The 25,219-nt window shown below is 69.2% G+C and carries 26 protein-coding genes and 1 pseudogene; 23 read left to right on the top strand and 4 right to left on the bottom strand.

The features are described from left to right. Positions 1 to 14: 14 nt before the first annotated feature. Entirely contained in the window at positions 15 to 419 is a 405-nt protein-coding gene (locus OHS70_RS13275; protein ID WP_328397045.1) for a RidA family protein, read from the top strand. 220 nt (positions 420 to 639) lie between these two features. Here OHS70_RS13275 and OHS70_RS13270 read toward each other — a convergent pair whose 3' ends face one another. After that, positions 640 to 1,986 (bottom strand): M14 family metallopeptidase, encoded by a 1,347-nt coding sequence (locus tag OHS70_RS13270; protein ID WP_328397043.1) that lies wholly within the window; start codon positions 1,984 to 1,986, stop codon positions 640 to 642. 539 nt (positions 1,987 to 2,525) lie between these two features. Between OHS70_RS13270 and OHS70_RS13265 the strand changes: the two genes are divergently transcribed. Both OHS70_RS13265 and OHS70_RS13260 read left to right on the top strand, forming a co-directional pair. Next, positions 2,526 to 3,863, top strand: a complete 1,338-nt coding sequence (locus tag OHS70_RS13265; RefSeq protein WP_328397041.1) for an Nramp family divalent metal transporter — start codon at positions 2,526 to 2,528, stop codon at positions 3,861 to 3,863. Positions 3,864 to 3,901: 38 nt separating this feature from the next. Beyond that, positions 3,902 to 4,324, top strand: coding sequence for a hypothetical protein (locus tag OHS70_RS13260; protein WP_328397039.1), 423 nt, complete (start codon positions 3,902 to 3,904; stop codon positions 4,322 to 4,324). A 141-nt stretch (positions 4,325 to 4,465) separates the two neighbouring features. On the opposite strand, the gene OHS70_RS13255 is transcribed toward OHS70_RS13260, so the two are convergent. Beyond that, positions 4,466 to 6,163, bottom strand: a complete 1,698-nt coding sequence (locus tag OHS70_RS13255) for a chitinase (protein ID WP_328397037.1) — start codon at positions 6,161 to 6,163, stop codon at positions 4,466 to 4,468. 412 nt (positions 6,164 to 6,575) lie between these two features. On the opposite strand from OHS70_RS13255, the gene OHS70_RS13250 reads away from it, so the two are divergent. The 15 genes and pseudogenes from OHS70_RS13250 to OHS70_RS39060 form a co-directional block, all read left to right on the top strand. Next, a complete protein-coding gene (locus OHS70_RS13250; protein WP_328397035.1) occupies positions 6,576 to 7,454 on the top strand; it encodes a hypothetical protein in 879 nt (292 codons plus the stop codon). Positions 7,455 to 7,576: 122 nt separating this feature from the next. Further along, the gene (cpaB, locus tag OHS70_RS13245) at positions 7,577 to 8,290 is read left to right on the top strand and encodes a Flp pilus assembly protein CpaB (RefSeq protein WP_328397033.1); all 714 of its coding nucleotides are present in this window, start codon (positions 7,577 to 7,579) and stop codon (positions 8,288 to 8,290) included. A gap of 7 nt (positions 8,291 to 8,297) precedes the next feature. Next, a complete protein-coding gene (locus OHS70_RS13240) occupies positions 8,298 to 9,557 on the top strand; it encodes an AAA family ATPase (RefSeq protein ID WP_328397031.1) in 1,260 nt (419 codons plus the stop codon). Beyond that, positions 9,554 to 9,946 carry a pilus assembly protein gene (locus tag OHS70_RS13235; protein ID WP_443062600.1) on the top strand — a complete coding sequence of 131 codons (393 nt, stop codon included), beginning with the start codon at positions 9,554 to 9,556 and terminating at the stop codon, positions 9,944 to 9,946. The genes OHS70_RS13240 and OHS70_RS13235 overlap by 4 nt, the downstream gene beginning before the upstream one ends. Before the next feature lie 3 nt (positions 9,947 to 9,949). Continuing rightward, positions 9,950 to 10,321: a TadE/TadG family type IV pilus assembly protein gene (locus tag OHS70_RS13230; RefSeq protein WP_328397029.1), complete on the top strand. Its 372-nt coding sequence runs from the start codon at positions 9,950 to 9,952 to the stop codon at positions 10,319 to 10,321. Between the two features lie 25 nt (positions 10,322 to 10,346). Next, positions 10,347 to 11,696 carry a CpaF family protein gene (locus tag OHS70_RS13225; RefSeq protein WP_328397027.1) on the top strand — a complete coding sequence of 450 codons (1,350 nt, stop codon included), beginning with the start codon at positions 10,347 to 10,349 and terminating at the stop codon, positions 11,694 to 11,696. Between the two features lie 116 nt (positions 11,697 to 11,812). Beyond that, complete coding sequence (locus tag OHS70_RS13220) at positions 11,813 to 12,751, top strand: type II secretion system F family protein (protein WP_328397025.1); 939 nt, start codon at positions 11,813 to 11,815, stop codon at positions 12,749 to 12,751. Between the two features lie 98 nt (positions 12,752 to 12,849). Next, the gene (locus tag OHS70_RS13215) at positions 12,850 to 13,737 is read left to right on the top strand and encodes a DUF5936 domain-containing protein (RefSeq protein WP_328397023.1); all 888 of its coding nucleotides are present in this window, start codon (positions 12,850 to 12,852) and stop codon (positions 13,735 to 13,737) included. Between the two features lie 4 nt (positions 13,738 to 13,741). Then, complete coding sequence (locus OHS70_RS13210; RefSeq protein WP_328397021.1) at positions 13,742 to 15,115, top strand: sensor histidine kinase; 1,374 nt, start codon at positions 13,742 to 13,744, stop codon at positions 15,113 to 15,115. A gap of 40 nt (positions 15,116 to 15,155) precedes the next feature. After that, on the top strand, positions 15,156 to 15,863 hold the full coding sequence (locus OHS70_RS13205) for a response regulator transcription factor (protein WP_328397019.1): 708 nt from the start codon (positions 15,156 to 15,158) through the stop codon (positions 15,861 to 15,863). A 149-nt stretch (positions 15,864 to 16,012) separates the two neighbouring features. Then, entirely contained in the window at positions 16,013 to 16,285 is a 273-nt protein-coding gene (locus tag OHS70_RS13200) for a hypothetical protein (RefSeq protein WP_328397017.1), read from the top strand. Beyond that, complete coding sequence (locus OHS70_RS13195; RefSeq protein WP_328397015.1) at positions 16,282 to 16,905, top strand: pilus assembly protein TadG-related protein; 624 nt, start codon at positions 16,282 to 16,284, stop codon at positions 16,903 to 16,905. Before OHS70_RS13200 ends, OHS70_RS13195 begins: the two co-directional genes overlap by 4 nt. A 44-nt stretch (positions 16,906 to 16,949) precedes the next feature. Further along, positions 16,950 to 17,522 (top strand): hypothetical protein, encoded by a 573-nt coding sequence (locus OHS70_RS13190; protein ID WP_328397013.1) that lies wholly within the window; start codon positions 16,950 to 16,952, stop codon positions 17,520 to 17,522. After that, complete coding sequence (locus tag OHS70_RS13185; RefSeq protein ID WP_328397011.1) at positions 17,522 to 18,139, top strand: OmpA family protein; 618 nt, start codon at positions 17,522 to 17,524, stop codon at positions 18,137 to 18,139. The genes OHS70_RS13190 and OHS70_RS13185 overlap by 1 nt, the downstream gene beginning before the upstream one ends. Positions 18,140 to 18,148: 9 nt before the next feature. After that, positions 18,149 to 18,394, top strand: a pseudogene (locus OHS70_RS39060) (DUF6333 family protein); the annotation flags it as partial. 99 nt (positions 18,395 to 18,493) lie between these two features. On the opposite strand, the gene OHS70_RS13180 reads toward OHS70_RS39060, so the two are convergent. Then, a complete protein-coding gene (locus OHS70_RS13180) occupies positions 18,494 to 18,850 on the bottom strand; it encodes a DUF192 domain-containing protein (protein ID WP_328397008.1) in 357 nt (118 codons plus the stop codon). A gap of 44 nt (positions 18,851 to 18,894) precedes the next feature. Between OHS70_RS13180 and OHS70_RS13175 the strand changes: the two genes are divergently transcribed. From OHS70_RS13175 to OHS70_RS13160, 4 genes are all read left to right on the top strand, one after another. After that, positions 18,895 to 19,665 carry an A24 family peptidase gene (locus tag OHS70_RS13175; protein ID WP_328405594.1) on the top strand — a complete coding sequence of 257 codons (771 nt, stop codon included), beginning with the start codon at positions 18,895 to 18,897 and terminating at the stop codon, positions 19,663 to 19,665. Between the two features lie 221 nt (positions 19,666 to 19,886). Further along, a complete protein-coding gene (gene mycP / locus OHS70_RS13170) occupies positions 19,887 to 21,206 on the top strand; it encodes a type VII secretion-associated serine protease mycosin (RefSeq protein WP_328397006.1) in 1,320 nt (439 codons plus the stop codon). A gap of 79 nt (positions 21,207 to 21,285) precedes the next feature. Continuing rightward, positions 21,286 to 21,693, top strand: coding sequence for a cupin domain-containing protein (locus OHS70_RS13165; RefSeq protein WP_328397004.1), 408 nt, complete (start codon positions 21,286 to 21,288; stop codon positions 21,691 to 21,693). Beyond that, positions 21,690 to 22,463, top strand: a complete 774-nt coding sequence (locus OHS70_RS13160; protein ID WP_328397002.1) for a class I SAM-dependent methyltransferase — start codon at positions 21,690 to 21,692, stop codon at positions 22,461 to 22,463. The genes OHS70_RS13165 and OHS70_RS13160 overlap by 4 nt, the downstream gene beginning before the upstream one ends. 715 nt (positions 22,464 to 23,178) lie before the next feature. Here the strand turns inward: OHS70_RS13160 and mgrA are convergent. Beyond that, the gene (gene mgrA / locus OHS70_RS13155) at positions 23,179 to 24,216 is read right to left on the bottom strand and encodes an L-glyceraldehyde 3-phosphate reductase (RefSeq protein ID WP_328397000.1); all 1,038 of its coding nucleotides are present in this window, start codon (positions 24,214 to 24,216) and stop codon (positions 23,179 to 23,181) included. A gap of 108 nt (positions 24,217 to 24,324) precedes the next feature. Between mgrA and OHS70_RS13150 the strand changes: the two genes are divergently transcribed. Continuing rightward, a complete protein-coding gene (locus OHS70_RS13150) occupies positions 24,325 to 25,086 on the top strand; it encodes an isoprenyl transferase (protein WP_328396998.1) in 762 nt (253 codons plus the stop codon). Positions 25,087 to 25,219: the final 133 nt, after the last annotated feature.

Genomic DNA, 25,219 nt, shown 5'->3' with positions numbered 1-25,219 from the left:
GGCAAGGACACCGCATGACCGAGAAGACCGCGATCACCCCCAGCACCCACACCGCGCCGCCCGCGAAGTTCTCCCACGGAGTGCGCAAGGGCAACATCCTCCAGGTCGCCGGGCAGGTCGGCTTCCTGCCGGCCGTCGAGGGCCGGGCGCCGACCCCGGCCGGTCCCACCCTGCGCGAGCAGACTCTCCAGACCCTCGCCAACGTCGAGTCCGTCCTCCAGGAGGGCGGCGCGAGCTGGGACGACGTGATGATGATCCGCGTCTACCTCACGGACGTCGACCACTTCGCCGGGATGAACGAGATCTACAACGACTACTTCAAGGACCTGACGGTGGCCCCCGCCGCCCGCACCACGGTCTATGTCGGCCTGCCCGCCGGCCTGCTCATCGAGATCGACGCCCTGGCAGTCCTCGGCTGACCCTGCCTTCTGCCCGGCTGATCGTTCCCCTTTCCGCCCGCCCCCACGGCACGGCGCTCGTCCCCGCAGCGCCGTGCCGCGATCCGCCACGCCCAGATTCGGAGAGCCCCCTTGTTCCTCGCCGCTGACGTGCCCCGTGAGCGCGTGCCGGCGGGCCGCACCGTCATACGCGGGAGGGCGCCCGGAAATCTCCGGGCGCCCTCTCACCGACGAGTGACCGTCAGCCTGTGCAGTACTGCGCCTCCTTGCCGATGGAGCGGTACATGCAGTCGGAGTTCTCCAGCAGCTGGAGCACCGCGTCGCGGTTGCGGCTGGTCTCGCGCTCGATCACCTCGTCGGGCGGGTAGAAGCCGCCGCCGAAGACGCTGGTCGGGAACATCTCGAAGGTGTAGCCGAAGATCTTCTGGCTGCCCCACAGCCAGTCGTCGATCGACCCGTCGGTGATGTAGAGGTCGCTCGACTGCTCGGGCGTGTACCCGTTGCTGGCGGCCATCTTCTGGCCCACGGTGGCGAAGGCGTCGCGGTCGTCCTGTGTCAGGCCGGGGGCGGTGTTGGCCGTCGTGTAGCCGAAGGGCCACAGCACCAGCTCGCTGTAGGTGTGGAAGTCGATGCCCGTCCTGATCTGCTGCTTGCCGCCGACGATCCGGCTGCGGACGAAGTCGGCGACCACCTTCACCTCGGGTGCGGACTCGGCGGCCCGGCCGCGGTAGGTCTCGGAGCTGGTGGAGCCCGAGGAGCCGCCGCAGCAGCCCCACCGGTAGTTCCAGTTGCGGTTCATGTCCGTGCCGACGTACGACGAACCGGTGTTGGGCTGCCGGTTCTTGCGCCAGCTGCGGTACGAGCCGGTGGCGATGTCGTACTCGCCGCCGTCCGGGTTGAGGTCCGGGACGATCCAGATCTCACGCCCGTTCACGGCATTGGTGATCCGCGAGTCGGTCCCGTAGTCCTCTGCGAACTCGCGCAGCAGATACAGGGCCATCTCGACCGTGAGGTGCTCGCGCGCGTGCTGGTGGTGGGTGAAGATGACCTCGGGCTCGTTCTCGTCCGTCGCCACGTTGTCGCTGACCTTGATGGCGACGATGTCCCGGCCCTGGTACGACTTGCCGATGACCCGCTTGCTCATGATGTTCGGGCGCGAGGCGATCCGCTGGTCGATCTCAGCCGTCATCTCGGCGTAGTTGTGGTACCTCGAGTCGGCCGACGGGAAGTCGAACGGCTTGACCTCCGCGGCGGTCCGCCGGTCGGGTGGAGCGGGAAGCGCCTTCAGGGTGTGGCCGAGCGCGCGCAGCCGCTTGGCCTGTGCGGCGGTGGCGCTGACGACGACCGTGTGGTCGTCGACCTCGTCGATCGACACACCGGTCGCCGCGACGGCGGTACGGGCGGCGACGGTGGACGGGCCGTGGATCTGGTACTGCCTGGTCTGCTCATCGGTCTCGGCCGCCGCGACGGGGGCGGTCGAGTCCGGCGGCGGCGAGGCACTGGCCGTGAGGGGCACGGCCACGGCGAGCGCCAGCAGGGCCGCGAGGGTGGCGGCCTTCCGTCCGCTCGCGCGAATGCGAAGTCGCATGCTGTCTCCTGGGTGGGAGGTGTGGGGGATGGCTCAGTTTGCGACATGCGTGGTGCGGGTTGTTGGCGGACATCGTCGAGCCCTGGCATGCTCCGGTCAAGGGTGCACTTCGGTCAGGCGGCCGCGGCAGGGCGCTCGGCCCTGAACGGGGCGGGCAGTTACGGCCGATGTCCGCCGCCGAACCCGCGGGAAGCGTGCCCTCCAGCTATGCACTGCCGGGTGACGAAGTGTCGGCCGATCGGGTGTCCACGGGGCGCCTACCGCCGCGCAGCCGAGTCGGCACCGGCCTGGGCACCGGCCGACCCCAGTGCCGCGCCGCCGGACGGCCGGAAGCGGACGTTTCCGCGTCCGTGCTCGCCCCCGCGCGCAGCACCGCCTGTCCGTCGTCGAAGCGTGCCCCGGGATCCGCTGCTCCCCCGTTCCTTCACGAAAACGGAGGAGAATCGGCGCGGTCGGCGTTCTTGCGCGACCACGTCAGCCCCCGCTTTGGTGGCCCAGTGACGCACGTCATGTCCCGGGACGAGTGGAAGGCGGTCGCGATGGCAGACACCACCGATCACAGCACCGACGACACCTGCAGCGCCGACGAATCCGCCTCCCCGGCCACCCGTAAAGCGAGTTGGAGACACATCGGCCCCGGGATCGTCGTCGCCGCGACCGGTGTCGGCGCGGGCGACCTGGTTGCCACTCTCATCGCGGGCAGCAAGTTCGGCTACACGCTCATGTGGGCGGCGATCGTCGGCTGCATCGTCAAGATCTCGCTCGCCGAGGCGACCGGGCGCTGGCATCTGGCCACCGGGCGCACGATGTTCGACGGCTGGCGCAGCCTGGGCGGATGGACCTCGGTCTACTTCGGGATCTATGTCGTCGTCTGGGGATTCATCTACGGCGCAACGGCGATGTCGTCCACCGCGCTGCCGCTGGTCGCGCTCTTCCCGGACACGCCGGGCGGCCTCAAGACCTTCGCGATCGCCGCAGGCCTCATCGGTCTCGCGCTCGTCTGGTTCAACCGCTACGCGCGCTTCGAGAAGCTGATGACCGTCCTGATCGGCGTCAAGTTCCTGATCGTCGTGTACGTGGCCGTCCGCGTCGCGCCCGATCTGCCCGCCGCGTTCGCAGGTCTCGCCCCCGTCCTGCCGGACGGCTCCTTCTTCTACACCCTGGGCCTCGTCGGCGGCGTCGGCGGCACGATCACCCTGGCGGCGTACGGCTACTGGATCAACTCCAAGGGCTGGACCGACGCGACCTGGATGAAGATGATGCGCCTGGACAACCGGGTCGCCTACGCGACCACCGGTGTCTTCGTCGTCGCCATGCTCATCATCGGCGCCGAGCTGCTGCACGCCTCGAACATCGCGCTGGCCTCCGGTGACAAGGGCCTGCTCGAACTCGGCGGCGTCCTGGAGGACCGGTTCGGGGTCTTCACCGCCAAGCTCTTTCTCATCGGCTTCTGCGCCACGTCCTTCTCGGCCCTCGTCGGCGTCTGGCACGGCGTGAGTCTGCTCTTCGCCGACTTCACCGAGCGCATCCAGCGCACCCGGCAGGGAATCGACGAGGATGCGGTGGCGGAGGTCGCCGAGGGCCGCCGCGAGCGGTCATGGCCGTTCCGCGCGTACATGCTGTGGCTGACCTTCCCGCCGATGGGCCTGCTCTGGCTGGACGAGCCCTTCGGCCTGGTGATCGCGTACGGAGTCCTGGGCGCGGCCTTCATGCCGTTCCTGGCGCTGACACTGATCTGGCTCCTCAACTCCGAGCGCACTCCTCGGGAATGGCGCAACGGAACGGTGAGCAACTCGATGCTGGCGCTCGCGGGCCTGCTGTTCCTGGTCCTGGCCGTCAAGCAGGTCATGGACCAGCCCTGGTCCGACATCTTCTGACGCAGGAGGGCGGGTGCCGGGCGGCGATACTGGTGGCCATGACATACGGCGGCCCCCACCACCAGCACAGCCAGGGCGCGGCGCCCCCCGGCTTCGGTCCTCCCATACCCGTGCCCGGCCACGCGTACGGGATGCCGCAGCCGCCTGCGGCACCGCCCCCGGCCGACGGCCCGGAGTTCATCGCCCACGACCGTCACAACTCCGTCATCGTCGACTCCTCGGGTGTGTCCCTGGAGATCAACGGCCGGACCCTGGAGTTCCCATGGGCGGTGATCGCCACCGTCCACTTCGCGCCGGCCCCGTCCGGAGCCGTTCTCATGGTGGCGGTCGCCCATCGTAGCGGCATGCTCTACGAGTGCCGGGTCGTCGCCCGCCGCAAGGAGATGCTGCCGCAGTGGCTCGGCGAGCTGGGCCCCGTACTCCACCACTACCTGGCGTACCGCCCACCGGCTCATGGATGAGTGTCCGGTCCGGATCCGGCCGGAGCCGCGTACACCCCAGGACGCCACCGGGCCCGCACCGCCGGGGTAGCGGCGGTACGGGCCCGGTGCCGGACGGGGTGACCGGGGGTCTTTCTTCCGGCCTGATCCGCAGGAGAGGCCCTAGGGCAGGTTGTGGACGTGCGGGCCGACCGCGTTGGACCAGGCGTTGCCGGCCGTCGCGTCCCAGTTCGTGGACCAGGTCATCGCGCCGCGCAGACCCGGATACGTCTTCGACGGCTTGAAGGAACCGCAGTTCGTGCCGCGGGTCAGGCAGTCGAGGGCGTTCTTCACGATCTGCGGGTCGACGTATCCGCTGCCCGCGCCGCGCGTGGACGCCGGGACGCCGAGGCCGACCTGGGACGGGTCGAGGCCGCCCTCCAGCTGGATGCAGGCGAGCGCCGTCAGGAAGTCCACCGAGCCCTGCGAGTAGACCCTCTGGTCGCAGCCGAGCATGGAACCGCTGTTGTAGTACTGCATGTTGACGACCGTGAGGATGTCCTTCACGGCGAGCGCAGTCTTGAAGTACTCCGTGTTCGTGCTCTGCATGTCGATGGTCTGCGGTGCCATCGTCAGAACCATGCCGGAGCCCGCCTTGGCCGACAGCTGGCGCAGGGCCTTGGTCAGATAGGTCGAGTTGATGCCGTGCTCGAGGTCGATGTCGACACCGCTGAAGCCGTACTCCTGCATCAGGGCGTAGGCGCTGTCCGCGAAGGCGGTCGCGGAGGCGTCACTGTTGATGGTGACATTGCCCTTCTCGCCACCGACCGAGATGATCACCGACTTGCCCGCCGACTTCTTCGCGGCGATGTCCGCCTTGAAGTCGGCCACCGACGCGTAGCCGACGGCCGGGTCGAGGTTGAAGACGATCTGGCCGGGGGTGGCGGTCGAGTCGGCGAACGACACGGCGATGATGTCGTACTGGGACTGCACGTCGCGCAGCTTCTGCACGGTGGCGCCGTTGTTGAAGTTCTGCCAGTAGCCGGTCAGCGCGTGCTTGGGCACCGACGGGTTGGGGTTCGGCCCGGTGGGGCTGGTCCTTCCGGTGACCGTCGCGGACTTGGCGGACTCGCCCGCCGTGTTGGTCGCGGTGACCTGGAAGCTGTACGACGTGTTCGCCGCCAGGCCGGTCACGGTGGCCGAAGTGCCGCTCGCCGACTGGACCTTGGTGCCGTCGCGGTAGACGTTGTAGCCGGTGGCGCCGCTCACGGCGGTCCAGTTCAGGCTGACGGACGACGAGGTGACGGAGCCGACGGCCAGGCCCGCGGGCGTGGCCGGGACGACCGGATCCGGGTCCGGGCCGCCGCCACCGTCCGGGCCGAAGACGGACACGTCGTCAACGAAGTACGGGGACGTGCCGTACCACCCGTGGGTGTAGACGTTGACGGACGTGGTGCTCGCGCCCGTGCGGAAGCTGGTGGTCAGCTGCTTCCAGCCGGAGCTGTCCGGCGTCCAGGTGGACACGTCGGTGGTGCCGGTGCCGGTCGCGCCGAGGTAGGCGTACCCGCCCTGCACCCAGGCGCTCAGCGTGTACGTCGAGTTGGGCTTTACGGCCACGGTCTGTGTGCATCTGGCGTTGTCCAGGCCGGCCGGTGTGGCCTTGAGCGCGCCGGCTCCACCGTGCACCGGCGAGGAGACGGCGGCGCCGCTTCCGGCGGAGCAGGACCAGTTGGCGAGCCCTGACTCGAAGCCCGAGTTCTTCGCGACGTTGACGTCGGCGGCCTGCGCGGTTCCCGCGGTGCCCATGATGGTCAGGCCGGTGCCGACGGCGAGCGCCAAGGCGCTGCCGATCCATCTCCGTACGCGTGTGGTGGGGTCCACTTGCAGCCTCCGGTGGGGGAGTTGGGGGTGTGGAGGGGTGGGGAAAGGTAGGGGAACACGGTGGCGGGGAAGTACCGGACAGGTGGCCACCGTTGGGCGTTAAGTTGGTCCAGACCAATAAGGTTGTCAAGACCTCTGGCGGCGTTCGGTATACGGGCCTTCCCGTCACCCCTGGCGGAGCCGGCCGCCGGGCGGACCGCGCCGCTCCGAATTCACCCTCGTGTAACAGCGGTCAACTCCCGACCGCTTCATCCGAATTTTCCTGTGCGGAGCGTACGCACGATGAGGCGCTCGGTTCTGAAAGGTGTTCTCTGCCTGGGAACTCGTGGTTAGAGTGCTGATGCAGGAGCACGGAGCAGAAGTAACTGCGGCCGCCGGGACCCCGGTGTCCGGAGCTGAACGGGGAGTCAGCGTGCCGACCGCAATAGCTGTCACCAGCGCCGACCTGGTGCTACCGCCGACGGATCACCAGACGCCCACCGCCGCCCTGCTCCAGCCGCCGGACGCCCAGCCGCTGGAAGCCGCGCTCGCCGAGACGACCGTGCTGCTGGAGCAGCACGGCTCCGTCATCGCCCTCTACCCCGCGTCCATCCCCGCAGCCCATGAGCGCCGGCTGCACACGATCCGCGCCGTCCTCGAGAGCGACCGGATCGCCCTGCTCAAGCTCGACCTGCCGCCGCTCGGCGTCGCCGTACTCGTGCGCCAGATGCGCCAGCTGTCGCTGTGCGACTTCAGCGCCGGAGTCGTGGCCTCCGCGGCCCGGCTGCTCGCCCACTATGTCTACGCCGGCGCCCTGCTCGGCTCGGTCGCCAGACTCGACCGGGTCCCCGTGAGCCTGAAGGCCCACGCCAAGTCATGGGTGCCGGGCTCCCAGTTCGGCGTACTCGCCTCCCCACAGCCCCAATTGATCAGAATCGGCACCGGAGAACTCACCGGGCCCGCCTTCGCCACCCAGCTGGTGCTCGCCCGCGGCCAGCTCCAGTCCGACTGGGTCACCGGCACCCTCGCGCCCGCCTGGCAGGTCCACGGCGTACACGAACACCAGCTGCCCGCCGAGTCACCCCGGTGGTGGGGCACGGCCAGGCTGATCGAGTTCGCCGCCTTCCTCCCGGACATCTCCGTTCTCCATCAACTGGTTTCGTCCGTACGGCGAGAGGTGTGCTCCTGGTGCGGCATCCAACTGATCGGTGACCGCTGCGGATTCTGCTCGGCCCCGCTCGCCACCGGTCCGAAGCACACGCACGCCCGCGGCGCCCTCCCCCGGGGCACGGCTGCGCACCAGGGGTCGTGAGAGGCCGCCCGGGCGGTCCGCGCAAGACCCTTGCGGCCGGGCCGCCGGCCTGCACCGGTCCGTTTCCCGCTTCCTGTCCGCTCCCGACCCGGTCCACGTCCTAGAACGAGGTTGTCCCGCCCATGAATGCTCGGCAGCGCCGCGGCGTACTTCTCCTTCTGCTCTCGGTACTCTGCGCCTTCGGCGCGTTCGCCGGCGTGCTCTCGGTGATCAGCGATGTGAATGCCAAGGTCGGGCCCGAGGTCGCCGCGTACCGCGTCAAGGCGGACATCGCTCCCTACACGCCGCTTTCGGCAGGACAGTTCGAGAAGGTCACCATGCCCGAGCGCTGGCTGTCGCCGAGCGCCGTGACCGACCTCGACGCGATCGAAGGAAGGATCGCCGTCACCCAGCTGCGCAGAGGTTCGCTGCTGCAGAGCGACATGATCGTCAGGAAGCCGCAGCTCGAGAGCGGCCAGCAGGAGATCGCGATCATGATCGACGCGGCGACCGGCGTGGCCGGAAAGATCAGGCCGGGCAGCCTCGTCAACATCTTCGCCACCTTCGCCGCACGCGACAACAGCGAGGTGGACCAGTCCCGGATCATCGTCGCGGGCGCCCGGGTCATCGACGTCGGCGAGCTCACCCCCCTGGACCGGAGGAACGGCGAGCGGACCAACGGGCCCAGCGAGGCCGTCCCGATCACATTCGCCCTGAACACCGCCGACGCCCAGCGCGTCGCCTACGCCGAGTCGTTCGCCGAGCATGTACGCCTTGCCCTGCTCCCCGACGGCAGCGCCACGGAACTCCGCCCCGGCGAGGGCAGTTACGACCTCTCCGAAGACAGGAACAAGTGAGGTCCGGATGACCACCCGTATCCTCCCCGCCGTCGGTGACCCCGACGCCGCCCGATCCGTCACCACCCTGCTCGGCCAGCTCCCGGACACCGAACCGGCCGCACCGGTGGGCGATTCGACCTCCCTGCTCGACACACTCGCCCGGCTGGCCGCCGAGTCGCTCGACGAACTGCCCGAAGTCGTGCTGGTCCACGAACGCATCGGCCCGGTCCCCGCCCTTGAACTCATCCGGGAGGTGGCGCTGCGCTTCCCCGCTGTCGGCGTCGTGCTCGTCACCTCCGACGCCAGTCCCGGCCTGTACTCGGCGGCGATGGACTCCGGCGCCCGCGGACTGGTCGGGCTGCCGATGTCGTACGAAGTGCTGGCGCAGCGCATCCAGTCGGCGGCCGGCTGGTCCGCCGGCGTGCGCCGCCATCTGGGCCAGGGCGCCGAGGTCCTCACCGGACCCGGCGGCACCGTCGTCACCGTCAGCGGAGCCAAGGGCGGCGTCGGCACCACGGTCACCGCGATCCAGCTCGCGCTCGCCGCCCAGGCCTCCGGGCACACGGCGGCGCTCATCGACCTGGACCTGCAGAGCGGCGACGTCGCCTCCTACCTCGACGTGCAGTTCCGGCGGTCCGTCGCCGACCTGTCCGCCATCCAGGACATCTCGCCGCGCGTCCTGCAGGACGCCCTGTTCAGCCACGAGACGGGCCTCGGACTGCTCCTCGCGCCGGCCGAGGGCGAGCGGGCCGAGGACGTCAGTGACCGCCTCGTACGCCAGATCGTCAGCGCTCTGCGCCACCGCTACGAGATCGTCGTCATCGACTGCGGTACACACATGACCACCGCCAACGCGGCCGCCATCGAGATGGCGGACACCACGCTGCTGGTCACCACCCCGGACGTGGTGACCGTACGGGCCACCAAGCGCATGGTGCGGCTGTGGGACCGGCTGCAGATCCGCAAGGCGGAGGAGACGGTGACCGTCGTCAACCGGCACACGCGCAATACGGAGATCCAGCCCTCGCTGGTCGAGAAGATCACCGCCACCAGGGTCGCGCGGGCCGCCGTCCCGGCGAACTTCAAGGAGCTGCAGGCGGTCGTCGACGCCGGCCGGCTGCAGGACCTGGAGCCCAAGTCCACCGTCAAGCAGGCGTTGTGGAGCCTCGCGGGCGAACTGGGGCTGGTGAAGAACGCCCAGGGTTCCGAGCGGCCGGGCGGGCGTTTCCGCGGCGAGCGTGCACCGTTCGGCGCGGGTGGCCGTCGGCCGGGGCGGGCGAAGTGAGCGCGGCGCGGGCGGTGGGCCGGCTGCGGGCGGCGGACGACCGGGGCCAGTCCGTCATCGAGTTCACCGGCATGGTCCCGATCATCCTGGTGACCCTCGCGGTGCTGTGGCAGTCCGCCCTCGTCGGCTACACCTTCGTACTCGCCGGGAACGCCGCGGACAAGGCGGTCCGCGCGGGGACGGTGGCCGAGGAAAACCGTGTCGCGGCATGCGAGCGAGCGGGACAGGAGGACGTACCCGGCTCGTGGACGACCCGGATCTCCTGCGCGCCGCAGGGAGACCTGCTGACCGCAGAGGCACGGCTGGACGTGCCGCTGCTGTTCCCCGGCGGGTTCGACCTCCCGATCACCGTCCGCGGCGAGGCCGCCGCCGCGCTGGAGCGTGAGTGAGCCATGCGCAGGGAGGCGGTACGCCGCGACCGGGGACAGGCCGTGATCGAGTACGGCGGCTGGCTGTTCCTGCTGCTCTTCGTCGCCATGATCGCGGTGCAGGTGGGCCTCGCGGTGTATGCGGCGCAGCAGGCCGGCACCGCCGCGCGGGCCGCGGCCCGGGTGGCGTCCCAGGACGATGCACAGCTCGACCCCGAGGCGGCCGGCCGGGCGTCGATCAGCTCCTGGCTCGGTGCCGGCTTCGAGACGGCGGTGAACGGCGACGAGGTCACGGTCACGGTCACGGTCGACATACCGCAGGTCGTCGGCATCGACTTCGGAACGGCCACCAAGAGCGCCACCATGCCGCGCGACCCGGGTCGTGACGGTGACTGACCGGCGAGTAGGAGGGAGTTGAACCATGAGCCTGCAGGCGCGCATCAAGCGTATGGACGGCCCCGAGCCCACGGGCGGGCAGAGCGAGGAGAGCCGGCTCGTCGGCGTCTACCGCACCAAACTTCTCGAGGAGATCGACCTCGCCGAGATGTCCGCGCTCTCCGCGGCCGACCGCAGAGCCCGGCTGGAGCGGGTACTGGGCCACATCATCAGCCGCGAGGGCCCCGTCCTGTCCACCGCCGAGCGCACCCAGCTCATCCGCAGAGTGGTCGACGAGGCCCTGGGACTCGGCATCCTCGAACCGCTCCTCGAAGACGCCTCCATCAGCGAGATCATGGTCAACGGCCCCGATCAGGTCTTCGTCGAGCGCAGCGGCCGCCTCGAACAGCTCCCCATGCGCTTCTCCTCCGAGGAACAGCTGATGCAGACGATCGAGCGCATCGTCTCCACCGTCAACCGGCGCGTCGACGAGGCGAATCCGATGGTCGACGCCCGCCTCCCCAGTGGAGAGCGCGTGAACGTCATCATTCCGCCGCTGTCCCTGACCGGCCCGATCCTCACCATCCGGCGCTTCCCGCGGGCCTTCACCCTTCAGGAGATGATCGACCTCGGCTCCCTGGACGAGCACATCCTGATGCTGCTCGCGTCGCTGGTGCGCGCCAAGTTCAACGTGATCGTCTCCGGGGCCACCGGCACCGGGAAGACCACCCTGCTCAATGCGCTGTCCGGGCTGATCCCGGAGGGCGAGCGCATCGTCACCATCGAGGACTCCGCCGAACTCCAGCTCCAGCAGTCGCACGTCATCACCCTGGAGAGCCGGCCGGCCAATGTCGAGGGCAAGGGCCGCATCACCATCCGCGACCTGGTGCGCAACTCCCTGCGGATGCGCCCCGACCGCATCATCGTCGGTGAGGTCCGCGGCGGCGAGACGCTCGACATGCTCCAGGCGATGTCGACCGGCCACGACGGCTCGCTGGCCACGGTGCACGCCAACAGCGCAGAGGACGCGCTGATGCGACTGCAGACCCTGAGCTCCATGTCGGAGGTCGAGCTGCCGTTCGTGGCCATCCACGACCAGATCAACAGCGCGGTCGACATCGTCGTCCAGCTCACCCGGCACGCCGACGGCACACGCAGGATCACCGAGATCGCCGTCGTCGACTCGTACGGGCGCGAGGACTACCGCTTCGTCACCGTCTGCCGCTTCGAGGCGCGGCCCATGACCGCGGACGGGCGCGTGCACGGCCGGTTCGCCTACTTTCCGCTCCCGCGGCGGGTCGCAGGCCGGCTCTATATGGCCGGTGAGGCGATTCCCCCGGCCTTCGGCGTCGCGGCGTCGGAGGGACAGCTCGCTCTGCGCACCTCGACCGCTTGATCGCCCGACTGCGCTACCGGCTCGACTGCCCTACCGGCCCGACCGCTTGACCGCTTGACCGCCCGACCGTCACCCGTCCCCGTCCGCCCGCCGACCCGAGAAGGCCATCCCCTCCCATGGACAACCTCCCGCTCCTCACGCTCGGCGTCACCCTGATCGGCTGTGTGCTCGCCGTACTCGGTACGGTCACCTACGCCGCGGGCCGGGCGCAGCGGCAGGCCCTGGTGGAACGCATGTCCCAGACCGGGCCGTCGGCAGTCGAGAGCGGCCGCCGCCGCTTCAGCGGCATCGACCGGCGGCTGCGCAGGACGCGGCTCGGCAAGAGGATCGAGCGCAGCATCTCGGCAACCGGCCTGGAGCTGACCCCCGGCGAGTACGTCGTCTACGTCGTCGCCGCCCTGCTGGCGCTGTACGCCGTCATGGCCTCCGTCTTCGCCCCGTTCTTCGGTCTGATCGCAGCCGTCATCGGCCTCTGGGGCGCCAACGGCTTTCTCACCTGGCAGCGCACGAAACGCACCGAGGCGTTCATCAGCCAGCTGCCCGAGCTCACCCGCGTCCTCGCCAACGCCACCCAGGCCGGGCTCGCCCTGCGCACCGCCATCGGTATGGCCGTGGACGAACTCGACGACCCCGCGCGCGAGGAACTGCGCCGAGTGGCCGACCAGCTGGCCCTCGGCCGCTCGCTGGACGAGGCGCTCGACGACCTCGTCGAACGGCTCCCGTCACGCGAACTGACCGTGCTGGTCTCGACGCTGATCCTGTCCAACCGGGCCGGCGGCACCATCGTGACGTCGCTGCGCAACCTCACCGAGACCCTGGAGGAGCGCAAGGAGACCCGTCGGGAGGTCACCACCCTGCTCTCCCAGGTCAAGGTGACCGCCGTGGCCGTTCCCGTACTCGGCATGGGCTTCCTGCTGCTCATCAACGGTATGCGAGACGGCGCACTCGACGACATGACCAGTGCGCTGGGCGGCCGGATCGCCGTGGTCGTGGCGGCGGGGCTGTACGCGCTCGGCTTCGTCCTGATCAACCGGCTCACGCGTGTCCGCATCTGATCCGCATCCGATCCGCATCGGAGCGACCTGGATCCGAACCACCCGTATCCGGACCACCGGAATCCGAACGACCTGAATCCGTAGGGAGGGAACACACCATGGGACTCGTACTCGCCGCCGTCCTCGGGCTCGCGGTCTACGGGGCCTTCCACGGCATCCGGATGTACCGGGCCGAGGCCAAACTGCCCGGCGACCTCGCTGTGGCCCTCGAGGTCGGCAGTACCCGCACCACCCTCACCGGCTCCGCCGTCGACCGCCTCGGCATGCGCTACGCGCCGCACATTCTGCGGCTCATGGGCCCCCGGCGCGTGGACGCGATACGCCGCAAGCTGGACAAGGCCGGCAACCCCGGCGGCATCACCGTGGACCGGTACGCCGCCCGCCGCGCCGTCTACGGCGTCCTCGGCACCCTCGTGGCCCTGGGCATGCTGATGAACGGCCACGTCCTCTTCGCCGTTCTCTTCCTCCTGTACGGCCTGTTCTGGACCGATGTGCTGCTGCGCGCCGCCATCAGCAGGCGCAAGGAGGACATCGAACGCACCCTGCCCGACTTTCTCGACGTCCTGGCCGTCGTCGTCTCCGCAGGACTCGGCTTCCGCCAGGCGCTGGAGCGCGTGGCGGAGAAGTACGAAGGCCCGTGGGCCGACGAACTGCACATCACCCTGCGCCAGATGGACATGGGCATGGGGCGGCGCGAGGCCTTCGAGCAGTTGCGCAGGCGCAACGAGTCCGACCAGGTGTCGATGTTCGTCTCCGCGCTGCAGCAGGGCGAAGAGCTCGGCGCGCCGATCGTGGACACCCTGATCCAGATCGCCAACGACATGCGCAGGACCGACGCGCAGAACGCCCGCCGTAAGGCGGCGAAGGCCGTCCCCAAGGCCACACTGATCGTCACGAGTTTCATGCTCCCCGGCACGATGATCCTGATCGTGGCCGGCTTCTACTACGCCTCCAACGTCAACTTCAACGACATCTTCGGAGGCTGAACCGATGAGTTCGTTGCTGTCGTCGTTGCCCGCCCCGCCCCTGCCGATCCAGGTCAACGCGCTCCAGGCGCTGTGCCGCCAGCTGTTCGGCTTCCGCCTGGCCATGGTCGCGCTCGCCGCGCCGTTCGCGCTCTCCGGTGTCGCACCGGGCCTCGGCGCCTGGCTGGCCGGTGCGGCCGTGCTCGTCACAGTGATGGTGTCGTACCTGCTGCTGCGCGACTGGGAGCGCTTCGGACCGCTCCTGCTGCGCCACCCGTCACTCCTCGCGGTGGACATGCTGTTCGGCGCGCTGCTGCTGTTCTCCGCCTCGCCCGGATCCACCCTCACCTACGTCACCCTCTGCACGCCGCTGCTCGCCGGCCTGGTGTACGGCCGGCGGGGCGCCGCGATCTTCGCACCGTTGCAGTCGCTGCTGCTCGCCGCCGCCTATGTCGTCGACCAGGAGATCGAGGCGGACGCCTCCGCGCTGCTCATCGTCGGCCTGTGCGTCCTGGCGGGCGCGGCCGGCAGCGCACTGCGCAACCTGCTGCTCGTCTTCGGCGCCGCGTCCCACGCGCTGACCGAGACCCGGGCCCGGCTGGCCGTCAGCGAGGCGGTGGAGAAGGAACGGGCCCGGCTCGCCCGGGAGATGCACGACTCGGTGGCCAAGACCCTGTACGGGCTGGCCCTCGCCGCGGACGGTCTCGCGAACACCGCGGACCGGATGGATGCGATGACCGTGAAGCACCAGGCGGAGCTGGTGGCCCGTTCGGCCCGGCGCGCCGCCAACGAGTCCCGGGAGCTGCTGTCCGACCTGCGCCGGGAGGCGGGACTGGACGACGGGACCGACATGGTGACCGAACTGGCCGCCAGGGTCGCGGACTTCGAGCGCCGATGCGGGGTACGGGCCGGGTTCCACCGGCTCGGTACGGCGGCTGTGCCGCCCGTACCGGGCGCGGTCGCCCGCCACGTCCTTACCATCGCGACCGAGGCGATGGAGAACGCGCACCGGCACGCCCGCCCCGGCCGTCTGGAGGTGTCGGCGGGCGTCGTGGGAGACGTACTGCGGATCAGCGTGTACGACGACGGGCCGGGCCTTCCCCCGGGCACCACCCTCGACTCCCTCCGGCGGACGGGCCACTTCGGACTCGTGGGGATGGTCGAGCGGGCGGCCTCGATAGGAGCACGCATCCGCATCGGCAGGGGCTGGGCGACGAGGGGCACGGAGGTGCTGCTGGAGCTGCCCGTGACGGTACTGACCCGGCCACCGGCACCGCCACCGGCACTGACACCTGGACCGGTACCTGGATCTGCACCGGCACCGGTCGGGCACGTACCGCGGCAGCCTGTGCCGCGCCCACCGCAGATGGTCGAACACCGGGTCCCGATGCTCACCTGACGCCCTCACCCCCGATCCCTTCCGAGAGAAGGCCGCAGACATGCTGAGAGTGCTCGTCGTCGACGACAACCCGGTCGTCCGTGCAGGCCTCACCGCAGTGCTCCAGGTCCGCGACGACTGCGAGGTGGTCGCGCAAGCCCTCGACGGCCGGCAGGCATACGACGCTGCTGTCCGACACCGCCCGGACGTCATCCTGTTGGACGTCCGGATGCCGGGTGTCGACGGCCTGTCCGCTCTGCCGCATCTGGTGCAACTGGCGCCGGTGCTGATGATGACGTACAGCAGTGAGCGCGAGACGGTGCAGGAAGCGCTGCGGCTGGGCGCGGGCGGCTATCTCGTGCACGGTGAGTTCACGGTCGATCAACTGCTCACCGCAGTCAGGGACATGAGGCACGGCCGTGTCCACTTCACTCACTCGGCGTCCACGGCACTGGCGGCGAAGCCACGCCAATTCGCCGAACAGTCTTCGCTTGTGCAAGCGGGTGTGGCACATTCGTCCGGTGGCCCCTCGGTAGCCGGGGGACTGCACCGAGTAATCTGCGAGCTGAGTCGACGGGAGGTCGAGGTGATGGATCTGATCGCCTCCGGCATGACCAACCAGCAGATCGCCGACTCCTGTTTCATCAGTCAGAAGACCGTCAAGAACCACATCAACCGCATCTTCGCCAAGCTGCACGCGAGCAGCCGTGGAGAGGCGATCGCCATCTGGAACACGGTGGCGCGGATGAGGGCGGTCCGCGGTGCCTAGGCGCATGCGGCCCCCTATCGTGGACAGGTCGGGGAGTTGGGCCCAAGGGCCCATGACGAGGGGGACGTCATGGACGTACGGTGCCGATGGCGCCGGCGGGTCCGGCCAGGACAAAGCCGGAAACGCGTACGAACCCGGAGGGGAACGCCATGACGGACATCGGCCTCAGGGTCGTGACGGCGGCCAGGGTCCATGTGGCTGCCTGGAGAAACTCGGTCCTGGAGGGCATGAGGGCCCGCAAGGACAAGGGGCAGGGCTCGATCGAGTATGTGGGCATCACGATTCTGGTGGTGGCCATCGTCGTGCTGTTGCTGCAGACCAAGATGGGCAACGACATCGCGAACTCGTTCCGAGAGAAGATCAATTCGGTCCTGAACGGCGGGGGCGGCGGCGGTGCGGGTGGCGGTGGAGTCGGGGGTTGATCCCTCCGGGACGCGAGGACAGGGGGCAGGCCACACCGCTGTACATGACAGCGGTGGTTGGGCTGCTCTTTCTTGTGCTCGTCTACTTCGCATTCGGGCAGGCCGACCTCATCCGTAGTGGCACCCAGACCGCAGCCGATGCCGCTGCGATTGCCGCTGCGCAGGATGCCAGGGACCAGCTGGAGGTGGCGGACTTCCTCGACGACCTGGAGGATCTGGTCGCGGGCGAAGTGCCGTCCCCACCCGGCAGTTGCGGACAGGCAGTACGCTTCGCGGCCCGGAACGACGCCACTGTGACCTGCGATGAGCTGACGGATGGCCGTTGGGGTTTCACCGTCCTGGCCACGTCCGGCAGGCCGATGGGGAGCAGCGTCATCGACGGCACTGAAGGCGAGCATGCGACGGCAAGGGCCACAGCTGTTGTCGAGCCGCGCTGCACCTTCGAGCCGTTGCCCGAGGACTCTGGGGAGCCTCCGGTGGAGGACGACGAGGACGAAGAGCCCACGCCATCCCCGGGCTCGATCGTCTGCGATTCCCAGAGCTGGGACATCGATCCCGAACGCCTGGATCTGCTTCCCGACATGGCAGACCTCTTCACCGTCCGACTGGCTGAGGACTGACCTCCAACGAGCGTAAAGGAACAGGATTGATGAGCATGCGGCCCATGACGACCATGCGCCGGACCGGGGCGGTTGCAGCGCTGTCGGCTGCCCTGACCCTTTCCCTGGTCGCCTGTGGCGGGGACGAGGAGCCGAAGTCCAGCAAGCCCGCCGCGTCGGCGCCCACTCGGGTCGGCGAGGGGGGCAAGGAATCCGCAGAACCCGGGGCGGCGCCCAGCGAGCCCATCGCCACGGTCAAGGGCGACAAGGGAATGGAGATGTCTGTTTTCTCAGCGAGGCGGGACGAAGGCGGATTCCTCACGGTGGATGGCCAGTTCAAGAACACTGGTGGCGAAGGCTTCACTGTTCCTGTCAGCTGGAATGGCCTGGAGGAGTCGGTCGCTTCTACGGGCAACTCGATGGCGGCCATGACGCTTGTCGACTCGAAGAGCAAGAAGCGCTACTACGTGCTGCGTGACACGGACAACCGCCCGCTGACCACGTATGCATACCGCAGTTTCATCAAGCCTGGTGAAACTCTGACCTTCTTCGCCCAGTTCCCTGCCCCACCCGTCACCACGACCTCGGTGGCCCTACAGTTCCCGGGCTTCCCCAGCGCTTCGATCGAGCTCTCCTGATGAGCGCCGCGACCACTCCCAGTCTCCGCGCCGCAGCGACCGTCGCCGCCGGGGCCCTCTCCTTCACCCTGATCGGTGCCGCTGACGCCCTTGGTGACGACGGGCCCTACCCCGTGCCCGTCGCCGCCGCCCCCATGAAGATCGACGCCACCGACTCCGACCTCAAACTCCCCGAGGGCGCGACGCTCGCCGACCCCAAGGTCATCGACATCAAGTCGGTCGTCGAGGACATCTCCGGTGAGGAGCGACGCGAGGAGACCAACTCCGACATCAAGTTCGCGCTCCAGGCCGAGGTGCTGTTCGGCAGGGACAGTGCGAAGCTCTCCGGCGCCGCCCAGTCCCGCATCTCCGCGATCGCCGCCGAGATCAAGGCCCAGGACGCCAAGAAGGTGCGTGTCTTCGGCTTCACCGACGACCTCGGCTCCGAGGAGCACGGCGAGGTACTGTCCAAGAAGCGTGCGGACGCGGTGCACAGCCTGCTCTCGCAGCAACTCAGCGCCGACGGGATCTCGTACGAGATCCGCGGGTACGGCGAGGACTACCCGATCGCCGGCAACACGACCGAGGAGGGCCGCCGGAAGAACCGTCGCGTGGAGGTCTCCTTCCCGAGGGAGTGACCTGGACGTTTGAACGACCGTGATCGACATCTCGAGCCCGCCGTAGGTGACCGTCATGGTCGACGACAGCTTCTGGAGTGCCGATCAGGATCAAGCGCCAGTCAGGCACGGCGGGTTCCGCCTCACCGTCGTCCACGACCCCATCCCGGAAACTCCGCGTCTCTTCCTGCGCACGATCCGGACCGGGCCCGCGAGTTCGTTGCCTTTTTCGGCACCATCGACGCCGTCATGGAAGAGCTCGACCCCATCAGCGCGACCGAGCCCGCAAACAGCGTTGGGCACCCACTGCGCCGGACAACCCGGCCCGGCCGGCCTCGCACCCGAGCCCCGAACCGGCCGGCCTCGCCCACGACATCAGCACTCGTCGATCGCGACCCGCACCCCCGGTCGCAGTCCCCATCGCGCCATCGCGCCCGCCTCGGACTCCAGGACATGGCGAGCGCGGAAGCGGATCAGGCTCAGGCGGCCGGGCCTCATGGTGCGGACCGTCAGGACGCGCAACTGTCCGTCCAGATAGGCCACATCGATCGCGAACCGCATCCGGAAGGTGTGCACCCCGCTGCACGGGGTCAGCAGGATCGCGCCTTCGATACCGTCGCGGCCCAGCAGTCCACGTGTCCGCGCCCGGTAGGACGCGGCGATCAGCAGATCGACCGGGGCGTTGCGCCCGGGGATCTTCAATACCGCACGGCCGTCACGCCATTTGCCCATGGGCCAGACCGTAGCGAACGGGCGTCTAGGGTCGAGGCGTGACTGTGGACGCCACTCTCATCGCCGTAGCCGCCACTTGGGGCGCTCTCACCGGGATGCTTCTGCCGCGTGCCGCCTACCGGTTGTCCGTCGAGCCGGACGAGCCGTGGCGCGACGCGTGTCCCTCGGGGCACCCGATCTCCGGAGTGGCCGGCGGCTGGTTCGGGTCCGCCCGGTGTGCGAGCTGCGCAGTCGCCGTGACGCCCGCGGCAACTCCTGGCGTTGCCACGACGAGTGTTCGGTACCGTCCGTCCGTCGCCGTTCCCCTCGTCACAGCCGTCGCCTGTGCCGCCCTGGCTGCGGCCACCGGGGCACGGCCCGAGCTCGTCGTGTGGGTGCTGCTCGCGCCCGTCGCCGTACTGCTCACCCTCGTCGACCGAAGGGTTCACCGCCTGCCGGATCAGCTGACCCTCCCGCTCGCCGCCGCGGCCGCCGTCCTGCTCGGGCTCGCCGGGCTGCTGCCCGGCGCCGGCGGCTCCTGGACCACCGCCCTGCTCGGCGGACTTGTCCTCGGCTCCGGCTACTTGACGCTGTTTCTGATCCATCCCGCCGGCATGGGCTTCGGTGACGTCAAGCTCGCACTCTCTCTCGGCACCGCGCTCGGCTGGTACGGCTGGCCTGTGCTGCTCGCCGGCGCCTTCGCCGGTTTCCTGCTGGGCTCGCTCTACGGACTCGGCCTCATCGCCCTGCGCCTCGCCGGCCGCAAGACCGCCATTCCTTTCGGGCCGTTCATGATCGCGGGAACGCTGGCGGGCCTCCTGCTCGGAGCGTCGTAAGGGGCGACGACGACAGCCGCACTGTCCGATGACGGCAGCGGCACGACCGCCTTCTGGATCGCCGCGGATGCCGAGTTCCACCGCAAGGTCGCAAGCGCGCGTCGCGCCTCCGCGATCAGCGAAGTGGTACTCGGCCCCGACCGCCTTGCCGAGGGCGAGGAGACATGGAGGCGGAGCGGGTGCCGTGCTGTGCCCCGCGGTCGTCGGCTGACCATGCCACCATGGGTGAGAGGTACGAGATGCAGACCAGCAGCAGGCGAGTGGCCAGGCTTCGCCACGCCCTCTCGGCGGCCGTGGGTGGCCTGATGGTGGTCTGCGTCGCTGCGGCACCGGCTCATGCCGTGACCGTCCGTGAGCGGCAGTGGCATCTCGACGAGATGCGCGCCGAGGAGATGTGGGAGACCACTACCGGGCGTGGCATCACGGTCGCCGTCATCGACTCCGGTGTCGACAAGAGGGTGGCGGACCTGCGTGGCCAGGTCCTGGACGGCATGGACTACTCAGGTCAGGGCGGGGACGAGAGTACGGACCAGGCGGGTCACGGCACCGGTATGGCTGCGTTGATCGCGGCAACCGGAGCCCGTGGAAGGGTCAGCGGATCGTACGGCCTGGCTCCTGGGGTAAAGGTTCTGCCCGTCAAGATGCCGGACGCCACCGATGGCTTTCGGACGAAGAGCTCGCGAGCGAGTTACTCGGCTGCCATGGTGAAGGCCATCCGGTTTGCGGCCGACTCCAACGCCAGGGTGATCAACGTTTCCATGGGCAGCCCGAACACCTCCGGAATGAGGAATGTCGGCACGCCGGAGTTGGATGCTGCCGTGAAGTACGCCCTCGGGAAGGGCAAGCTGATCTTTGCCGCGGCGGGGAACGACGGCGACATCACCAACGCAGCCGAGTATCCGGCCGCGACTCCGGGCGTCGTGGGTGTGGCGGCAGTGGACGACGAGGCCAAGCCCCTCGAGGATTCCCAGCGGGGCCCTCAGGTCGATCTTGCCGCACCGGGCAAGGACTTGATCAGGGCCTGTACCGGAGGGACGCAGCTCTGCGGAGGCAGCGGCACCAGCGGCGCATCCGCCCTCGCCTCCGCCTCCGCCGCCCTCATCTGGTCCCGGCACCCCGACTGGACCAACAACCAGGTCCTCCGCGTCCTGATGCGGACCGCCGGCGGCAATGACACGGGGCTCAGCCGCGACGACGTCGTCGGTTACGGCGTCGTCCGTCCGCGCATCGCCCTGACGAACCCGGGCGATCCCGGCCCCGCCGGCACGTACCCGATCCCCGGCTTCAGCTACAACGACGCCAGGTCCCGTTCCCCTGAGCCCTCCCAGCAGAAGACCGCAGGCGACCGGGCGACGACCGCGCCCACCGCATCGCGTGACGACGGCAGCGCGACCGGACGGTGGATCGCCGGGGGCACCGGCGCCGCTGTCGGGCTCGGCGCAGCCGTCGCCGTCCCGACGGTCCACAGCCGCCGCCGCAACGCCGCATCTGCACCCGGACTCCCCGTCCCGCCCCGGCGCGGAGTACACCCACACTTCTGAACACTGGGGCGCATCGGACCGACCCGGGCACGAACGAAAAGAGCGAGACATCGCCCATCACGCCCCTCAGAATCGAACTATGGATCCCATCGAGACGAAGAAGCCGGTCAACCTCACCGAAGCCCTCGCTTCCTTCGACGAGGTCTACAGCCCTCGCATCGTGGCCCGGATGAACGATTACGACGTACGGATCGCCCACACCGCAGGCGAGCATGTCTGGCACGTGCACGAGAACACCGACGAGTTCTTCCTCGTCCTCGACGGCCGCTTCGACATCGCGATCCGGGCCGCCGACGGCACCGAGTCCACGGTCGAGCTCCACAAGGGCGACACCTTCGTCATCCCGAAGGGCGTCGAGCACAAGCCGTCCTCGCCCGGCGGATCGATCCTTATGTTCGAGCCGTCCGGCACCAAGTCGACCGGCGACCGGCACGACGGCGAGATCCCCGAGCACGTCGACAGCACGACGGGGCACCTCCTGTCATGAGCACCGACCACGGACGCACCTTCGACGAACTCGTCGCCGAGGCGGACACCGTCAGCGTCGACGGCTGGGACTTCTCCTGGCTGGACGGGAGGGCGACCGAGCAGCGCCCCTCCTGGGGGTACGCCCGCTCGATGGGCGAGCGTATGGGCCGTGCCACGGCTGCGCTCGATCTCCAGACGGGCGGCGGCGAAGTCCTCGCCTCCGTACCGGTCCTGCCCCGGCCGACCGCGGCCACGGAGGCCTGGCCGCCGAACGTCGCGCGGGCGACCGCACTGCTGCGCCCCCGTGGCGTCGTGGTCGTGGCGCACGAGGAGGGGCAGCCGCTGCCGTTCGCGGGCGAGGCGTTCGACCTCGTCGTGAGCCGCCATCCGGTGAAGTCCGACTGGGAGGAGATCGCGCGGGTGCTGCGCCCCGGGGGCACGTACTTCTCCCAGGAAGTCGGTCCGGCCAGCGTCTTCGAGCTCGTCGAGCACTTCCTCGGGCCGCAGCCCGCCGAGGTCCGTGACGGGCGCGACCCGGAGCGGGCCAGGGCGGCCGCACAGTCCGCGGGCCTGGAGGTGGTGGATCTGCGGACCGAGTCGCTGCGCACGGAGTTCCACGACATCGGCGCCGTCGTCTACTTCCTCCGCAAGGTCGTCTGGATGGTGCCGGGCTTCACGGTCGAGCAGTACCGCCCCCGACTGTCCGCACTGCACGAGCGGATCGAGAAGGAAGGCGTGTTCGTCGCCACCACGACCCGGTTCCTGATCGAGGCGGTCAAACCCGGGTAGCCCCAAAGGCTCTTCAGGCGTGCGGGCCGACCGTCACCTTGCCCACCGTCAACTCGGCCTTTCCTTCGAGGATCTCGCCCACGCGCTCCATCTGCGCAGCCAGCTCGCCGCGCGCCTCCGCCGAGTCAAGGGCGGCGCCGATCGGCTCGACCGTCTCGAGCCGGAGGGCGAGGGGGAGAGCTCGGCCGCGGACAGCACCTGGGCATGTGCGCCGAGCATCGCGACGGCCATCTCGGCGGGGGAGCTCTGGGCGGGGCGGGCCAGACCCTGTCGTATCAGCCGCCGCGTGTTGGCTTCTTTCCATGTCACATGGGGCGTCGTTGCAGCGGAGGTCGTCATGGGGCCGACTCTAGGCTCCATACAGGTCAGAATCTGGCCGCATTCGGCCATCTGCGTGCACCATCGTGCACGCGGACCGATGATCTGACGGCTCCTCATGATGAGGCGTCAATGCGGCGCCGCCGGCCCGGGGTCCCCCGTGGGAGGTACACGAATGCGCCCGGAGCGTGCTCGCGCACCGCAGGAATGCCGGGGAGGGGCCGTCGTACGCCGCATTCGGAGCGTAGTTGTGGCATGGCGCGGCACCCGGCACCTCTTACGAAGGGTTATGGTGGAAACCCCCCCTCGGGCCGGTCCGTATCCCCCCCACGGACCGGCCCGTTTTTCGTTCCCTGGCCGTTCTTGCGCCGTTCCTGCGCCCTTCCCGCTCTCGCGGTCAGCCGCGCGCGGCCCAGATGTTGGTGCCCGCGGTGTCCACGGCGAAGGTGTCGATCTCCCTCAACTCCGCATCGCTCAGCGGCGGTCCGGCCAGTGCCGCGACGTTCTCCTCCAACTGCTGCACGCTGGAGGCGCCGATCAGCGCGGAGGTCATCCGCGGATCGCGCAGCACCCATGCGAGTGCCAGCTGCGCGAGCGACTGCCCGCGCTTGGCCGCGATGTCGTTCAGCCCCTTCAGCCGCCGCAGGACCTCGTCGGACAGCAGTCCCGGGTCCAGTGACTTGCCCTGGGCGGCACGCGAACCCTCCGGGATTCCGGTGAGGTACTTGCCCGTGAGCAGTCCCTGGGCGAGCGGCACGAAGGAGATGCAGCCCATGCCCGCGCTCTCCAGCGTGTCGAGCAGCCCGTCGTCCTCGATCCAGCGGTTGATCATCGAGTAGGACGGCTGGTTGATGAGGGCGGGGACGCCCATCTCCTTCAGCAGCCGGGCGGCCTCGGCACTCTGTTCCGCGTTGTACGACGAGATGCCCGCGTACAGCGCCTTGCCCTGCTGCACGGCGGAGGCCAGGGCGCCCATCGTCTCCTCGAGCGGAGTGTCCGGGTCGAAGCGGTGCGAGTAGAAGATGTCGACGTAGTCGAGGCCCATCCGGCTCAGGGAGGCGTCGAGCGACGACAGCAGGTACTTGCGCGAACCCCACTCGCCGTAGGGGCCGGGGTGCATGAGATAGCCGGCTTTGGTCGAAATGAGGATTTCGTCGCGGTACGGGGTGAAGTCCTGTGTAAAGATCTTGCCGAAATTGAGCTCGGCCGACCCCGGCGGCGGTCCGTAGTTGTTCGCCAGGTCGAAGTGGGTCACACCCATGTCGAAGGCGCGGCGCAGGATCGCCCGCTGCGATTCCAGGGTGCGGTCGTCGCCGAAGTTGTGCCAGAGGCCGAGCGAGATCGCGGGCAGTTTGAGGCCGGAGTGGCCGCTGCGGCGGTACTCCATGGACTCGTAGCGGTCCGCATCTGCCCGGTAGAGGGATGATTCAGTCACGCTTCTCTCCTTATCACGGACTTGTGACAGGCCGGGTTGGGCCGCCGCGCCGTGAGCGCAGTACTGTGGCCGCCTCGGGGACTGCCGCATGGATGGGGTGCAAGAACAGTGAACCTGCGCGACCTGGTGTACGGGCTCTACGCACGCCGGGTGGAAGGCCGCCTCGACCATGCCCAGGTGCCCAAGCACATCGGAGTCATCCTCGACGGCAACCGTCGCTGGGCGAAGGCGTCCGGCGGCACGGCGGCCCAGGGCCACCAGGCCGGGGCCGACAAGATCTCCGAGCTGCTCGGCTGGTGTGCCGAGACGGACGTCGAGGTCGTCACGCTCTGGCTGCTGTCGACGGACAACCTCGACCGCCCCGAGGAGGAGCTCACCCCGCTCCTCGGCATCATCGAGAACACCGTGCGCAACCTGGCCGCCGACGGCCGCTGGCGCGTGCACCACGTGGGTACCCTCGACCTGCTGCCCGCCCACACCCAGTCCGTACTGAAGGGGGCCGAGCAGGCGACCGCCGCCGTCGACGGAATACTCGTGAACGTCGCCGTGGGCTACGGCGGGCGCCAGGAGATCGCCGACGCCGTCCGTTCCCTGCTCCTCGAGCACGCCGAGAAGGGCACGAGCTTCGAGGAGCTCGCCGAGATCATCGACGTGGAGCACATCTCCGAGCACCTCTACACCCGCGGTCAGCCCGACCCGGACCTCGTCATCCGCACCAGCGGCGAGCAGCGGCTGTCCGGATTCATGCTCTGGCAGAGCGCCCATTCCGAGTACTACTTCTGTGAAGTCTTCTGGCCCGCCTTCCGCAAGGTCGACTTCCTGCGTGCGCTGCGTGACTACGCTGCGCGCCACCGCCGCTACGGCTCCTAGCGCCGCCCGGCGGGTCCGGCTCTGCCACCTCGCCTCTTTTGCCGCGCCCCACGGACCTTCACCTGCCCCCGGCGCAGCGCGAGTCACGTTCCGTTCATCAATGCGTTGCCGTCAGCCGTTGCATGGCCGCACT

The sequence above is a fragment of the Streptomyces sp. NBC_00390 genome (genome assembly GCF_036057275.1).
GTDB lineage: Bacteria > Actinomycetota > Actinomycetes > Streptomycetales > Streptomycetaceae > Streptomyces.
This window is presented reverse-complemented; position numbering and strand designations above follow the sequence as displayed.

What these genes read in the sequence shown, in the direction of transcription:
- OHS70_RS13200 (WP_328397017.1), top strand. Translation starts at nt 16,013, where the DNA reads ATGACGGACATCGGCCTCAGGGTCGTGACGGCGGCCAGGGTCCATGTG.
- mycP (WP_328397006.1), top strand. Translation starts at nt 19,887, where the DNA reads ATGGGTGAGAGGTACGAGATGCAGACCAGCAGCAGGCGAGTGGCCAGG.
- OHS70_RS13190 (WP_328397013.1), top strand. Translation starts at nt 16,950, where the DNA reads ATGACGACCATGCGCCGGACCGGGGCGGTTGCAGCGCTGTCGGCTGCC.
- OHS70_RS13185 (WP_328397011.1), top strand. Translation starts at nt 17,522, where the DNA reads ATGAGCGCCGCGACCACTCCCAGTCTCCGCGCCGCAGCGACCGTCGCC.
- cpaB (WP_328397033.1), top strand. Translation starts at nt 7,577, where the DNA reads ATGAATGCTCGGCAGCGCCGCGGCGTACTTCTCCTTCTGCTCTCGGTA.
- OHS70_RS13225 (WP_328397027.1), top strand. Translation starts at nt 10,347, where the DNA reads ATGAGCCTGCAGGCGCGCATCAAGCGTATGGACGGCCCCGAGCCCACG.
- OHS70_RS13205 (WP_328397019.1), top strand. Translation starts at nt 15,156, where the DNA reads ATGCTGAGAGTGCTCGTCGTCGACGACAACCCGGTCGTCCGTGCAGGC.
- OHS70_RS13230 (WP_328397029.1), top strand. Translation starts at nt 9,950, where the DNA reads ATGCGCAGGGAGGCGGTACGCCGCGACCGGGGACAGGCCGTGATCGAG.
- OHS70_RS13240 (WP_328397031.1), top strand. Translation starts at nt 8,298, where the DNA reads ATGACCACCCGTATCCTCCCCGCCGTCGGTGACCCCGACGCCGCCCGA.
- OHS70_RS13210 (WP_328397021.1), top strand. Translation starts at nt 13,742, where the DNA reads ATGAGTTCGTTGCTGTCGTCGTTGCCCGCCCCGCCCCTGCCGATCCAG.
- OHS70_RS13220 (WP_328397025.1), top strand. Translation starts at nt 11,813, where the DNA reads ATGGACAACCTCCCGCTCCTCACGCTCGGCGTCACCCTGATCGGCTGT.
- OHS70_RS13265 (WP_328397041.1), top strand. Translation starts at nt 2,526, where the DNA reads ATGGCAGACACCACCGATCACAGCACCGACGACACCTGCAGCGCCGAC.
- OHS70_RS13215 (WP_328397023.1), top strand. Translation starts at nt 12,850, where the DNA reads ATGGGACTCGTACTCGCCGCCGTCCTCGGGCTCGCGGTCTACGGGGCC.
- OHS70_RS13165 (WP_328397004.1), top strand. Translation starts at nt 21,286, where the DNA reads ATGGATCCCATCGAGACGAAGAAGCCGGTCAACCTCACCGAAGCCCTC.
- OHS70_RS13260 (WP_328397039.1), top strand. Translation starts at nt 3,902, where the DNA reads ATGACATACGGCGGCCCCCACCACCAGCACAGCCAGGGCGCGGCGCCC.
- OHS70_RS13180 (WP_328397008.1), bottom strand. Translation starts at nt 18,850, where the DNA reads ATGGGCAAATGGCGTGACGGCCGTGCGGTATTGAAGATCCCCGGGCGC.
- OHS70_RS13270 (WP_328397043.1), bottom strand. Translation starts at nt 1,986, where the DNA reads ATGCGACTTCGCATTCGCGCGAGCGGACGGAAGGCCGCCACCCTCGCG.
- OHS70_RS13160 (WP_328397002.1), top strand. Translation starts at nt 21,690, where the DNA reads ATGAGCACCGACCACGGACGCACCTTCGACGAACTCGTCGCCGAGGCG.
- OHS70_RS13275 (WP_328397045.1), top strand. Translation starts at nt 15, where the DNA reads ATGACCGAGAAGACCGCGATCACCCCCAGCACCCACACCGCGCCGCCC.